Annotated in this window: 14 protein-coding genes and 1 tRNA gene; 13 read left to right on the top strand and 2 right to left on the bottom strand. The window is 68.6% G+C overall.

Annotated features, from left to right (window positions below; translation table 11 throughout):
• Window positions 1-21: 21 nt before the first annotated feature.
• The 11 genes from AC3WLB_RS17265 to AC3WLB_RS17215 all read left to right on the top strand — a co-directional run bounded on the left by AC3WLB_RS17265 (window position 22) and on the right by AC3WLB_RS17215 (window position 10,199).
• The gene (locus AC3WLB_RS17265) at window positions 22-507 is read left to right on the top strand and encodes a MarR family winged helix-turn-helix transcriptional regulator (protein WP_492508060.1); all 486 of its coding nucleotides are present in this window, start codon (window positions 22-24) and stop codon (window positions 505-507) included.
• Between the two features lie 2 nt (window positions 508-509).
• Window positions 510-1,778, top strand: a complete 1,269-nt coding sequence (locus AC3WLB_RS17260) for an MFS transporter (protein WP_492508058.1) — start codon at window positions 510-512, stop codon at window positions 1,776-1,778.
• Window positions 1,779-1,898: 120 nt separating this feature from the next.
• Complete coding sequence (locus AC3WLB_RS17255; RefSeq protein WP_492508056.1) at window positions 1,899-3,590, top strand: MDR family MFS transporter; 1,692 nt, start codon at window positions 1,899-1,901, stop codon at window positions 3,588-3,590.
• A gap of 23 nt (window positions 3,591-3,613) precedes the next feature.
• The gene (locus AC3WLB_RS17250) at window positions 3,614-4,063 is read left to right on the top strand and encodes a MarR family winged helix-turn-helix transcriptional regulator (protein WP_022898898.1); all 450 of its coding nucleotides are present in this window, start codon (window positions 3,614-3,616) and stop codon (window positions 4,061-4,063) included.
• A 2-nt stretch (window positions 4,064-4,065) separates the two neighbouring features.
• Window positions 4,066-4,668 carry a TetR/AcrR family transcriptional regulator gene (locus tag AC3WLB_RS17245; RefSeq protein WP_492508054.1) on the top strand — a complete coding sequence of 201 codons (603 nt, stop codon included), beginning with the start codon at window positions 4,066-4,068 and terminating at the stop codon, window positions 4,666-4,668.
• A 76-nt stretch (window positions 4,669-4,744) separates the two neighbouring features.
• Entirely contained in the window at window positions 4,745-6,025 is a 1,281-nt protein-coding gene (gene eno / locus AC3WLB_RS17240; protein WP_022898896.1) for a phosphopyruvate hydratase, read from the top strand.
• 48 nt (window positions 6,026-6,073) lie between these two features.
• The gene (locus tag AC3WLB_RS17235; protein WP_492508052.1) at window positions 6,074-6,604 is read left to right on the top strand and encodes an FtsB family cell division protein; all 531 of its coding nucleotides are present in this window, start codon (window positions 6,074-6,076) and stop codon (window positions 6,602-6,604) included.
• On the top strand, window positions 6,601-7,113 hold the full coding sequence (locus tag AC3WLB_RS17230) for a DUF501 domain-containing protein (protein WP_492508050.1): 513 nt from the start codon (window positions 6,601-6,603) through the stop codon (window positions 7,111-7,113). The genes AC3WLB_RS17235 and AC3WLB_RS17230 overlap by 4 nt, the downstream gene beginning before the upstream one ends.
• Complete coding sequence (locus tag AC3WLB_RS17225) at window positions 7,113-8,411, top strand: S8 family serine peptidase (protein ID WP_492508048.1); 1,299 nt, start codon at window positions 7,113-7,115, stop codon at window positions 8,409-8,411. Before AC3WLB_RS17230 ends, AC3WLB_RS17225 begins: the two co-directional genes overlap by 1 nt.
• A 43-nt stretch (window positions 8,412-8,454) precedes the next feature.
• Complete coding sequence (locus AC3WLB_RS17220) at window positions 8,455-10,032, top strand: NAD(P)/FAD-dependent oxidoreductase (protein ID WP_492508046.1); 1,578 nt, start codon at window positions 8,455-8,457, stop codon at window positions 10,030-10,032.
• 93 nt (window positions 10,033-10,125) lie between these two features.
• Window positions 10,126-10,199, top strand: a tRNA-Leu gene (locus AC3WLB_RS17215).
• Window positions 10,200-10,219: 20 nt separating this feature from the next.
• Here the strand turns inward: AC3WLB_RS17215 and AC3WLB_RS17210 are convergent.
• Window positions 10,220-10,462, bottom strand: coding sequence for a hypothetical protein (locus tag AC3WLB_RS17210; RefSeq protein ID WP_492508044.1), 243 nt, complete (start codon window positions 10,460-10,462; stop codon window positions 10,220-10,222).
• 54 nt (window positions 10,463-10,516) lie between these two features.
• Between AC3WLB_RS17210 and AC3WLB_RS17205 the strand changes: the two genes are divergently transcribed.
• The gene (locus tag AC3WLB_RS17205; RefSeq protein ID WP_492508042.1) at window positions 10,517-11,311 is read left to right on the top strand and encodes a DNA polymerase beta superfamily protein; all 795 of its coding nucleotides are present in this window, start codon (window positions 10,517-10,519) and stop codon (window positions 11,309-11,311) included.
• Window positions 11,312-11,352: 41 nt separating this feature from the next.
• The gene (locus AC3WLB_RS17200; protein ID WP_492508040.1) at window positions 11,353-11,820 is read left to right on the top strand and encodes a phosphatase domain-containing protein; all 468 of its coding nucleotides are present in this window, start codon (window positions 11,353-11,355) and stop codon (window positions 11,818-11,820) included.
• A gap of 108 nt (window positions 11,821-11,928) precedes the next feature.
• Here AC3WLB_RS17200 and AC3WLB_RS17195 read toward each other — a convergent pair whose 3' ends face one another.
• Window positions 11,929-13,311 (bottom strand): HNH endonuclease signature motif containing protein, encoded by a 1,383-nt coding sequence (locus tag AC3WLB_RS17195; RefSeq protein WP_492508038.1) that lies wholly within the window; start codon window positions 13,309-13,311, stop codon window positions 11,929-11,931.
• Window positions 13,312-13,375: the final 64 nt, after the last annotated feature.

Raw genomic sequence — 13,375 nt, 5'->3', positions numbered from 1 at the left:
AGCTATGTATAATAGTTGACCGTGAACAACGAAAACACCACCACAGCTACCCTCCCCGAACGATCCGAGCTCTCCGCGCTCCTCTCCGACCTGGTGTCGGTCACGAACCGCCTCACCCGCATCGCCGCTCAGGCGACGGGCGACTCGACCTCGCCGGCCACCTGGCGCACCCTCAGCGTGCTGAGCTCGTTCGGCCCGATGCGGCTCGGTGAGCTCGCCAAGCAGAGCCGGGTCTCGCAGCCCACGATGACGAAGATCGTCGCGAACCTCAACGAGATCGAATGGATCCGCCGCATCGCCGACGTCGACGACGCCCGAGCGTGGCAGATCGCGCTGGCTCCGAAGGGCATCCGCGCCCTCGACGAATGGCGCGACCGGCTCGGCGCCGCCCTCGCCCCGCTCTTCACCGACCTCGACCGCGACGAACTCGACGTGATCAGCCGTGCGGTCGACCTCCTGCACGAGTGCACCGACGTCCGTGCCGCCGACGTCGTGAAAGCCGCCTGAGGATGACCGCGTCGGCAGCGAGCACGAACGGCGCCAGGAGCGCCACAGGCACCACGAAGAAGAACCCGATCTTGCACCAGCCCAAGGCCGTCTGGGCCGTCGCGTTCGCCTGTGTCATCGCCTTCATGGGCATCGGCCTGGTTGACCCGATCCTCCCCGCGATCGCGGAGAGCCTGCACGCCACCCAGACCCAGACCAGCCTGCTCTTCACGAGCTACCTGCTCATCACCGGGTTCGCGATGCTCTTCACGAGCTGGCTCTCCACCCGGATCGGCGCGCGCAAGACGCTCTTGTTCGGGCTCGCCCTGATCGTGGTGTTCGCGCTCGCTGCCGGCCTGTCGCAGAACGTGGAGTCGGTCATCGGCTTCCGCGCCGGCTGGGGGCTCGGCAACGCCCTGTTCATCTCCACGGCCCTGGCCACCATCGTCGGCGCGGCGAGCGGGGGTGCGAGCTCGGCGATCATCCTCTACGAAGCCGCCCTCGGCCTCGGCATCGCCATCGGCCCGCTGCTCGGCGGTCTTCTCGGCTCGATCAGCTGGCGCGGCCCGTTCTTCGGCACCTCGGTGCTCATGGCGATCGGCTTCATCGCCATCGCAACGCTCATGAAGAAGGAGCCCGAGCGTCCGAAGCCGTCGCCACTCAGCGCTCCCTTCAAGGCGCTCACGAAGCCCGCGCTGGCGGTGCTCGCCGTCGCGGCGCTGTTCTACAACATCGGCTTCTTCATCCTGCTCGCCTACACCCCCTTCCCACTGGGGCTGGATGCGATGGGCCTCGGCCTGACCTTCTTCGGCTGGGGGCTCGCCGTCGCCATCACCTCGGTCTGGGTCGCACCGCTCCTCACCCATCGGCTGCCGCGCACCCGGGTGCTCTGGGTGGTGCTGCTGCTCCTTGCGCTCGACCTTTTCGCGGCCGGCCTGTTCGTCTCGAACACCGTGGGGCTCATCGTCTGCGTCGTGCTTGGTGGCGCCCTGCTCGGCGTGATGAACACCGTGCTCACCGAGTCCGTGATGGCGGCGACGGATCTGCCCCGCCCGGTCGCTTCCTCCGCCTACTCGGCGGTGCGGTTCATCGGGGGTGCGGTGGCGCCTCCGGTGGCCTCGATCATCGCCGCGGCATTCACCGCCGCCATGCCGTTCTACGTGGCAGCGGGATCGGTGGTGCTCTCGTCGCTCATCATCATCGCGGGCCACCGGATGATCGCGCACGTCGACCACGAAGAAGAGGCGGAGCTCGAGGAGGCCGAGGCCATCACGGCGGGGGACCAGTCCTGAGAACTGCCCGTCGCGGCAAACCTGCACGGAAAGAAAGTTTGCACAATCTGCAGTAATTAGTTGATCTGCGTCAACAACGCGCGTATTGTTGACGCAGATCAACTTTTTGTCTGGAGAACCGTGTCACTGACTTCCACTGAACCGGCACCCGCTGTCGACGCCACCCGCTCGAGACGCAGTGTGCTCGTGCCCCTGTCGGGCCTCTTGCTCGGCATGTTCGTCGCGATGCTGGCGTCCACCGTCGTGTCGAGCTCGTTGCCCAAGATCATCGGCGACCTCGGCGGCACCCAGTCGGGCTACACCTGGGTGGTCACCGCGACCCTGCTCGCCACCACCGTGTCGACGCCCATCTGGGGCAAGCTCGCCGACCTCACCAACCGCAAGCTGCTCATCCAGCTCTCGCTGCTCGTCTTCGTGGTGGGCTCAGGCCTCGCCGGACTCTCGCAGTCGACCGAGATGCTCATCCTCTTCCGCGTGCTGCAGGGACTCGGCGCCGGCGGCCTCACCGCCCTCGTGCAGGTGGCGATGGCCGACATCATCCCGCCGCGCGAGCGCGGGCGCTACATGGGGCTGCTCGGCGCCGTGATGGCGGTCGCCACCGTCGGCGGCCCGCTCCTCGGCGGTGTGATCACCGACTCCATCGGCTGGCGCTGGAACTTCTACATCGCCGTTCCGTTCGCGGTCGCCGCGATCATCGTGCTGCAGCGCACGCTGCACATCCCGACGCACAAGCGCAAGGTCACCATCGACTACCTCGGCGCGGCGCTGATCGGCGGCGGGGTGTCGCTGCTGCTCATCTGGGTCAGCCTCGCCGGCAACCAGTTCGAGTGGGGTTCGGTCACGAGCATCCTGATGGTCGTCGGTGCGGTGCTGCTGCTGGCCGCCGCAGTGGTCACCGAGCTCAAGGTGAAGGAGCCCATCATCCCGATGACGCTCTTCACCAACCGCACCTTCTGGCTCGCGGTCATCGCGTCCATCTCGGTCGGTGTCGCCATGTTCGGCACGAGCGTCTTCCTCAGCCAGTACATGCAGCTCGCGCGGGGCAAGACGCCCACCGAATCGGGCCTGTACACGATCCCGATGATCGCGGGTGTGCTGCTCTCGAGCGTCGTGATCGGTCAGGTCATCAGCCGCACCGGGAAGTGGAAGCGGTACATGGTGACGGGCAGCATCCTGCTCACGATCGGCCTCGCGCTCATGGGTACGATCCGGTACGACACGAGCTTCGCCCTGGTGTTCGTCTACATGTTCGTGATGGGTGCCGGTGTCGGCATGGTGATGCAGAACCTCGTGCTGATCGTGCAGAACGCGGTGAATCCGCGCCAGATCGGGACGGCGAGCGCATCCGTCGCCTTCTTCCGGAGCCTCGGCGGCACCATCGGGGTGAGCGTGATGGGCGCCGTGCTCGGCAGCCGCATCACCAGCCTCGTCACCGACGGCATCGTGAAGCTCGGCATCGACCCGGCGCAGGCCGGCAACCTCGGCGACGGCGGCATCCCGAACCTCAGCACGCTGCCCGGGCCCATCCGCACCCTGGTCGAGTCGGCCTACGGCGAGGCAGTGGCGGATGTGTTCCTGCTCGCGGTTCCCCTGGCCGTCATCTCGATCATCGCGATCGCGCTGCTGCCGAACCGTACGCTCGGCACCAAGACCTCGGTCGAGCAGATCGCTGAATCCGAGGCGGCCACCATCATCGCCGTCTCGGGCGCCGAGGTCGCGGGGGACACCGTGAGCGACGAGGAGATCGAGGCCGAACTCGATCTCGAAGAGGCTTCCCAGCTGGCGCAGGGGGAGGCTCCGGAACGACGGTGAGTACTGCAGTTACCCTGGAGGCTGTGACCTCCGACGCCCGCGCCGATGCCCTGCTCTCCGTCGAGAACGAGATGGTGCGCATCCTGCGCGCGGTACGGGCCACTCTGCTCGAGAACGCCACACGCTTCTCGCCGGAGATCCAGCCCTCCGGGTACTCGGTGCTGCGTTTCGTGGTCGCGAACCACCCCACCCCGCCCGGCGCCATCATCGCCGGGGTGGGGATGGACAAGAGCGCCGTGAGCCGTCAGCTGCGCATCCTGAAAGACCTCGGCTTCGTCACGAGCGTCCCCGACCCGGACGACCGGCGCGCGAGCCTGTTCGCGCCCACCGCCGAGACCCTCGAACGGATGGAGCGCATCCGCCGGGAACTGCAAGCCGGCTATGCCGAGCGGCTGCGCGACTGGAGCGAGGACGACCTCGCCCAGTTCGCGCGCCTGCTCGGCGCCTTCAACGACACGATCGAGCGGAGGTGACGGTGCTGCACACCACCGAACGGCCCTCGCTCCGTGAACGCAAGAAGGTCGAGACCCGCACCGCCATCCACGAGGCGGCGCTCCGCCTGGTGGCCGAGAACGGCGCCGATCACGCATCCGTCGACGCCATCTGCTCCGAAGCCGGCGTCTCGACCCGCACCTTCTTCAACTACTTCCCCTCCAAGGTCTCCGCGGTTGTCGGACTCTCGGCTTTCGTGGTGACGGATGCGCAACGCGCGTCGTTCCTGGCGGGCACCGGCGAGAAGGGGCTGGTGCGCGATCTCTGCGCCCTCGTCGGCGGCATCATGGACGCCACGGCGCGCGATGGGGTCGACCGGCAGGCCATCCGCGAACTGCTCGGCCGGCGGCCTGAGTTGGCGCCCGACGTCATCAAGTTCGCCTCCGACCTCCGCCTGGACCTGATCGACCTCGCCGCGCAGCGCACCACCCCCGAGCGGGCTCAGCTCGCCGTGACAATGGTGATGTCGGCCGTCGACTGCGCCCTGCACCGTCCGCTCGACACCGCACTCGACGAAGAGTTCACCAGCTGGTTGTTCCGAGCGGTCAGCACCATGCAGGCCATCGCGCGCGAATCGTTAGACTAGCCAGCGGCGGGCGCACGGATCGGCGCTCCCACCTTGCCTGAACGAACCTGTTCAAGAACCTGAGGAGAAACCACCCGTGGCACTCATCGAAGCCGTTGGCGCTCGCGAAATCCTTGATTCCCGAGGAAACCCCACCGTCGAGGTCGAGGTCCTCCTCGAAGACGGCGTCGTGTCGCGTGCCGCTGTTCCCTCCGGCGCCTCCACCGGCGCGTTCGAGGCCTACGAGCTCCGCGACGGCGACAAGGGCCGCTACCTCGGCAAGGGTGTGGAGAAGGCCGTCGACGCCGTCATCGACGAGATCGGGCCGGCCATCGAGGGCTTCGACGCCACCGACCAGCGCCTCGTCGACGCCGCGCTCATCGCGCTCGACGGCACCGACAACAAGAAGCGCCTCGGCGCCAACGCCATCCTCGGCGTCTCGCTCGCCGTGGCGCGTGCTGCGGCCGACTCGGCCGACCTGCCCCTGTTCCGCTACGTCGGCGGCCCGAACGCACACACGCTGCCCGTCCCGCTGATGAACATCGTCAACGGCGGTGCGCACGCCGACACCGGCGTCGACATCCAGGAGTTCATGGCGGTGCCGCTCGGGGCCGAGACCTTCTCCGAGGCGCTGCGCTGGGGCGTCGAGACCTACCACTCGCTGAAGTCGCTGCTGAAGTCGAAGGGCCTGTCCACCGGCCTCGGCGACGAGGGCGGCTTCGCGCCGGAGCTGCCGAACAACCGCGAGGCGCTCGACTTCATCCTCGAGGCCATCACCCAGGCCGGCTTCACCCCCGGCAAGGATGTCGCGCTCGCGCTCGACTGCGCCGCGTCCGAGTTCTTCGAGGGCGGCGTCTACAACTTCGAGGGCCAGCAGCGCTCGGCCGAGGAGATGTCGGCGTACTACGCCGACCTCGTCGCCAACTACCCGCTCGTGTCGATCGAAGACCCGCTGAACGAGGACGACTGGGACGGCTGGGCGCACCTGACGAGCGAGATCGGCTCCAAGGTCCAGCTGGTCGGCGACGACCTGTTCGTCACCAACCCGGCACGCCTGGCCACCGGCATCGCGCGTGGCACGGGCAACTCCATCCTGGTGAAGGTCAACCAGATCGGCACGCTGACCGAGACCCTCGACGCGGTGTCGCTCGCGCAGCGCTCCGGCATGACCGCCATCCTCTCCCACCGCTCCGGCGAGACCGAGGACACCACCATCGCCGACCTCGCCGTCGCGACCGATGCGGGCCAGATCAAGACCGGTGCGCCTGCCCGGAGCGAGCGGGTGGCCAAGTACAATCAGCTTCTGAGGATCGAAGAGGAGCTCGCCGAGGCGGCCGTCTACGCCGGCCGCGGCGCGTTCCCCCGGTTCTCGGCCTAGCGGCTCCCGACTCCGGGTTTCGCCCGGAGTCGATCGAAGGTAGTTCTCATGCGGCAGCGTCATCAGCCCTCGGGCCCGGCCAAGAGCCGGCCCAGCCGGGTGCCGGTGGCGCTGCCGCAGAGCGCCGGGGGCGCGCCGGCCCCGGGCAACTGGCTGCGGAGCATCCGGTTCTCGGGCTTCACCGTGCTCATGTTCGTGGTGATCGTGATGTTCGTCGTCATCATCGCGCCGGGCCTCCGCGTGTACATCGAACAGCGGCAGCAGCTCGCGGCGTTGCAGGCCGCGGTCGACGCGAAGTCGCAGCAGAACGACGACCTGACGGCGCAGATCGCGCGCTGGAGCGATCCGGCCTACATCAAGGCCGAGGCGCGTGACCGGCTCTACTACGTGATGCCGGGGGAGACCAGCTTCCTCATCATCGACGACGTGCCGAGCACCGGGTCGACCGAGGCGCCGGTGAGCGACTCGATCAGCACCACCCAGGTCGACTGGCTCTCGTCGCTCTTCGCCTCGGGCATGACGGCCGGGCTGTCGACCCAGACCCCTGAGCAGCTGCAGTCGAACGGAACCGTGCAATGACCCCGCCCTTCGAGCCGGCCACGGAGCACGATCTCGCCGTCGCATCGGCGCAGCTCGGCCGGCCGGTGCGCAACGTGCTCGGAATCGCTGCGCGTTGCGTGTGCGGCAACCCGACCGTGGTCGCAACCGCACCGCGCCTGGCCGACGGCACGCCGTTCCCCACCCTCTACTACCTCACCCACCCCGCGGCCACCGCGGCGATGAGCGATCTCGAGGCCGAGCACGTGATGGTCGAGCTGCAGGATGCGCTGGCCGACGACGAGCTCGCCGCTGCGTATCGCGCCGCCCACGAGGCGTACCTCGCCGACCGTGCCCAGTTCGGCGAGGTGCCGGAGATCGCAGGCATTTCGGCGGGCGGCATGCCCACCCGGGTGAAGTGTCTGCACGCGCTGGCGGCGCACTCGCTGGCCGCCGGGCCGGGTGTGAACCCGATCGGCGACCGGGCGCTCGAGCGCGGCGACTGGTCCCCCCTCGTCTGCGAGTGCGTCGACTACCTGATCGACGCGTGATGGGCGCCACACGGCCGACCGCCGCCGGCTCCCTGGCCGGCGCGGTGGCGGTTGCGGTTGCGGTCGTCGTGGCCGTCACCGGCGCCGGCGTGCTCGGCCTGGGCCCCCTGGGCGCGGTCGGCGCCGCACGCGCCGACTCCATCCGCGACATGGAGTACTGGCTGAGCGACTACGGCTACCGCGCGGCCTGGGACACCACGCGTGGTGCCGGCGCTACGGTCGCGGTCATCGACACCGGCGTCGACGGCAGCGTGCCCGAGTTGCAGGGCGCGGTCGTCGACGGCACGGATGTCTCGGGCATCGGCTCGCCCGACGGCCAGAAGCCGGTGGGGGAGAGCTCCGAGCACGGCACCATGGTGGCGTCGCTGATCGCCGGCCGCGGCACAGGTGCCGGCAGCGGCGTGATCGGCGTCGCCCCGGAGGCCTCACTCCTGACGGTGTCTGTGGCGCTTGGCGCGGGCTCTGTCGACTCCGACGAGCAGATCGCGCACGCCGTGCGCTGGGCCGTCGACCACGGTGCCGATGTGATCAACATGTCCCTCACGCGCAACAGCCTCGACTGGCCGCAGAGCTGGGACGACGCGTTCTCCTACGCCTTCGACCACGACGTCGTGGTCGTCGCGGCCGCCGGCAACCGGGGGAGCGGAACCACCGAGGTGGGCGCGCCCGCGACCATCCCCGGCGTCGTGGCCGTGGCCGGCGTCGACACGGCGGGCGACGCGAGTTTCGACGCCTCGTCGCAGGGCATCACGATCGCCGTCGCCGCGCCCAGCGAGCAACTAGTGGGTATCGTGCCGGGTGGCGGCTACGTGCTCTGGGACGGCACGAGCGGCGCTGCACCGCTGGTCAGCGGCCTTGCGGCGCTGGTGAAGTCGGCGCACCCCGAGCTCGACGCGAACAACGTCATCAACCGCATCATCGCGACCGCTCAGCCGAAGGGCGATCCCGTGCCGGGCCCGATCTACGGCTACGGACTGGTGGATGCGGGTGGCGCGGTCACCGCGTCCGTCGACCCCGTCTCATCGAACCCGATGGGTGACCTGGCCGCCTGGATCGCCACCTACCGGCCCGCGTCCACCGGCGGGTCGCTCGACACGCTCGTCATTCCGGCGCCGAGCCCCGCGCCCGCCGCAGCGGGCCCGGACACGGATGCGGGCGGCCGTGGGCCGGATCGCCCGTCGGTGTACACTCTCATCCATTGGGCGGTGCCGCTGGGGCTCCTGCTCGGGTTCCTCATCCTGATGGCGACGTTCGCCCTCGGGGCGGTCTCGCATTTCAAAGGGCTGCTTCGCAAGTAGTAGATTGTGTATGAAGGCCCCCTACCTAGGAGATCGTTTCACTGTGCCCAAGATCCTCATCGTCGGCGGCGGTTACGCCGGGTTCTACACCGCGTGGAAGCTGGAGAAGTGGCTGAGGTCCGGCGAGGCCGAGGTCACGGTCGTCGACCCGCTGCCGTACATGACGTACCAGCCCTTCCTGCCTGAGGTGGCCGCCGGATCGATCGAGCCGCGCCACGCCGTTGTCGGCATCCGTCGCCACCTGAAGAAGACGCGGGTGCTCGCGGCCAAGGTGACGAAGGTCGACCACGAGGCCAAGACCGCCACCATCACCCCGGTGGCGGGGGAGCCGTGGGAGGAGTCGTACGACATCATCGTCGTCACGGCGGGTGCCGTGTCGCGCACCTTCCCCATTCCGGGTGTCGCCGACGAGGCCATCGGGCTGAAGACGATCGAGGAGGCCACGGCCATCCGCGACCGCATCCTCACCAACTTCGACAAGGCGGCGCTCCTGCCGCCCGGGCCGGAGCGGGATCGCCTGCTCACGGTCGTCGTGGTGGGCGGCGGGTTCGCCGGCATCGAGGTGTTCGCCGAGCTGCGTTCGTTCGTGAGCGCGCTGGTCGAGACCTACCCCGAGATCGACTTCGAAGACACGCACTTCCACCTCATCGAGGCGATGGGGCGCATCATGCCCGAGGTGAGCTTGCCGACGTCGCTCTGGGTGATCAAGAACCTCGCCGAGCGGGGTGCGCAGATCCACCTCGACACGCAGCTGAAGTCGGCGGTGGGCGGTGTCATCGAGCTCTCGACCGGTGAGAGCTTTGAGTCGGACACCATCATCTGGACGGCGGGCGTCATGGCCACGCCCGACATCAAGCACTACGGTCTCCCGATCGAGGAGCGCGGCCGCCTGCGCGTGCGCGCCGACCTGCGGGTCGAGGGCGACGACGGCATCGTCGAGGGCGCCTGGGGTGCCGGCGACGTCGCGGCCGTGCCCGACCTCACCGGTGGCGGAGTCGGCGGGTTCTGCGTGCCGAACGCCCAGCACGCGGTGCGTCAGGGCAAGCTGCTCGCGAAGAACATCGTCGCGGAGCTGCGCGGCGAGGGTGTGAAGGACTACTTCCACAAGAACATGGGCGCGGTGGCCGGTCTCGGTCTCGGCGTCGGCGTCTTCCAGTCGGGCAAGCTGGCCATCAAGGGTCTGCCGGCCTGGTTCGCCCACCGCGGCTATCACGGCCTGGCCATGCCGTCGTGGGAGCGCAAGCTGCGCGTCATCTGGGGCTGGGTGAACAATTTCTTCCTCGGGCGTGACAACGTGTCGCTCGAGGCGCGTGTGCACCCGCGTCGCGCGTTCGAGGAGTTCGCGGCCCGGCCGCGGGCTGCCGCCGTCGAGGCCCCAGCCGCGGCTCCCGCGCCGACGCCGGCTGCGGAGCCGGTCGCGGTGGGTGCTGCGTCCGTCGCTACGTCGGCGACTGCCGGAGCGCAGAACCCGCAGCTGCCCGGTTCGCACTCGTCGGAGCCCGCAGCCACCGCCGAGGCGAACGGTGTCGCCGCGAGCGACACCGCGCCGGAGGCGCCGAAGGCGAAGGCGACCAAGCCGCGCACCCGGACCACGAAGGCGGCGGCTCCCTCGGGAGAGTAGTCGCCGAATTCGCGCGCCGCGCATCCGTCGGTCTGCAGACCTGCGGATGCGCGGCGCCGTCGTTCGGCGACCGCCCGGTACGATGAGGCACCCGCCCCCATAGCCCAATTGGCAGAGGCAGACGACTTAAAATCGTCACAGTGAGGGTTCGAGTCCCTCTGGGGGTACCGACGGCGCGCACGCCCGATCAGCGGGTCGGTGGCCTCTCCCGGGTGGCGGCGGCGATCTCTTTCGCGATGGCGACGAGGCCGGGCTCGGCCGACCACAGGCCGTCCTTGCCCTTCTTGTAGATCACGTCCTCGATCCCCTTCCGCACCGCGTTGCGGATGACGGCGGAGAGGATGAGGATGGCGAGCACGAAGCCCACCACGTAGACCGCGATCGCGATGATGACAGCGACAGATCCGTCGAGCACGTTGTTCCCCCTCATGGTGACTAATGCTGGGAACGCTAGCGCGATTTGTGCGTAACGGCTCGGTCGCCTGTGCCGCGGCGTGCTAGTCTGGCCGACTTTGCACGCGTTGGTCAGAGGAGGGAAGTCGTGAACGCCGAGGGACGCACGCTCGTCACAGCCGAGTACGGCTCGCGCGCGGTGGGTGTCGCGACGGGGGACTCCGACCGGGATCTGATGAGCGTCTTCCTCGAGGCGCCTCGGTTCGTGACGGGTATCGAGTCGATCGACACCGTTGCGGGTGGCACGGCCGAACCGGGTGCGCGTTCGACGAGGAACGACGTCGACACCGTGCGTTACCCGCTCCGCAAGTGGGCGCGCCTGGCGGCGATCGGCAACCCCACGGTGCTGTTCCTGCTGTTCGTGCCGGAGTACGAGGTGCTGACGGAGAAGTGGCAGCGCATCCTCGACATCCGCGATGCATTCGTCTCCCGCGACGCCGGGCGGCGGTTCGCGGGCTACTCATGGGGTCAGCGGGAGGCCATGCTGGGGCTCCGCAACAAGCGCACGAACCGCCCCGAGCTGGTGCACCGACATGGCTATGACACGAAGTTCGCCTACCACATGGTGCGGACGGCGATGCAGGGCATCGAGCTCATGCGAACCGGTCGACTGGTTCTGCCGCTCGGGGAGGAACGGCTGGCGGTGCTGCGGGCGATCCGGCGGGGCGAACTCGACAAGGACTCGGTGCTCGACCTCTCGAACGACCTCGATGCCGAGCTCGAGCGCGCCATCGCGGATTCGTATCTGCCCGAGTGCGCCGACCGTGACGTCATCAATCGCACGCTTCATGCGATTCACCTCGACGTGTGGCGAGGCTTGTCGTGAGCGTGGGGGAGCGGACGACCGCGGCGCGTGGGCGGGCGGCGGTGATCATCGACGTCGACGGCACGCTGGCGGATGTCGCGGGCATCCGCCACTACGTCGTCGACGACCCGAAGCATCGCAACTTCCACAAGTTCCACGATGCTGCGAGTTGGGTGTCGCCGATCGCCGACGTCGCGCGCGTAGCCCGCGGGCTGCATGCTGCCGGCCTTCCGATCGTGGTGCTCACATCGCGCGCTGAGCGGTGGCGGTACCGCACGCGGGTGTGGCTGGCCAAGTGGGAGATTCCCTTCGATGCACTCGGAATGCGCGCTGACCTCGACACCCGCCGTGACGATGCAGTCAAACGAGATCTGCTGGAACGGATGCGACTCCTCGGCTACGAACCGGTGCTCGCGATCGATGACAATCCGCAGGTCATCGAGCTCTGGCGGTCCCTCGATATCCCGACTGTGGTGGTCCCTGGTTGGCCGGAGTCCGAGTCAGAGCCAGAGGCAGTGCTCGGCCGGTAAGGCGACAGAGCAGGCCCGCCCTCCTGAGTGGGCCGTGCACGTGGGCAGCTGCCGCGCGCTGCGCGCTTGCCGTCGACGTGTCGTGGTTGGGTTCGCGGGCGCGCCGGGTTAGGCGGCTGGTCGGTTGATGGTGCGTCGGCGGGTGGTCGGGATCGGGGTCTGGGTGATGTCGATCCACCTCGGCGGCACGAGGTGGGGGACGCCGTTGAGCATGACCAGCTTCCACGCCGCTTTATGGAGGTGGGAGTGGTGGAAGTGGCAGAGGAGCACGCCGTTGTCGATGTCGGTGCGGCCCGGTGGGTGATCGTCGTTCTCCCATTCGTCGACGTGGTGGGTTTCGCAGAACGAGGGTGGCCGGTCGCAGCCCGGGGCGACGCAGCCGCCATCGCGGGCGGAGAGGGCCCGGTTCTGCGCCGGGGTGAAGAACCTCTTCATCTTCCCCTGGTGCAGCACCTCGCCCCGGTCACCGAACACCGTCACCGCCGTGGGGGACGAGCAGCGCATCTGCGCGACGGTCGACGCCGGGATCGGGGCGTCGATCCCATCGATCCACCCCACACCCCGGCCGGCTTCGATGTCGTCGAGAGTGATATGCACGTTCACGGTGGTGGTAGCGCCGTTCAGGCGGGCCATGCCGGGTGCTCCGGCGGCGCGGGCGATCAACTCGGTGACGGTGTCCGCGTTCTTCTGCGCCTGACTCCGCATATCGGTCATGATCATGTCCGCGACGGCTTCCTCGTCGGTGAGGAACCGGGGCCCGGTCACGCGGGGGCTTTGCATCGCCTGGATACTCGCCAACCACACCCCGCCCTGCTCCGGTGTCAACGCGAACTTCCCCCGGATCATCCCATCCGGAGCCTGCGCGATCGTCAACGACCGTTGCGCTTGCAACACCTCGTCGCGCGGTTCAGCACCATCGGGGTCGATCACCTCGCGGAGGTGGATGGCCAACTTGTGGGTCTCATCCGTGGTCAGGTGCAACGCGACCGACTCGTCAACGAGGGTCTGTTCCGCGCCAGCCACGACATCGGGGGCGCATCCCCGGGTGGCCAGCGCACCGCACTCCCGCACGATCACCGCCGCCGCTTCCACACCCACCGTGCCGTCATCGAGGACCGCTCCCACGGCGGGGAACGGTGCGGGACCTTCGCCACCGCCGAGGAGCATCGCCCCCCGCAACCGCTGCCCGATCTCGAGCCGCGCCTTACACTCCCGCGCCGACGCCCCCGTCACGTTCGCAACGAGTTTCACCGGGCTGGTGAAGTTCAACGACCGACTGAGCCCCTCATCCCCGAGCTCACTCCGCGACCGCACCCCCACCTCACCCGCAACCCGAACCTGGGCCGCAGAAACCACTCGCCCGACCGCTTCGAACGCGGCCATCACCTCCAGCAAGCCCTCATCCGAAAGCCCACCCAGCCCCACCCCAACCATGCCCGCGACATCACGGAGATCGGTGACGATCTCTCGGAGTCGGGCAGCTGAAGTCATACTGATATTCTATCATCAATCAGTGACGAATGCTCAAACAATCGAAGATCTGTTCGCCTGGCGC

This window comes from Herbiconiux sp. FW305-C-125 (assembly GCF_058783455.1).
The sequence above is the reverse complement of the archived record's forward strand: the minus strand, read 5'-3'. Positions and strand labels throughout refer to the sequence as shown.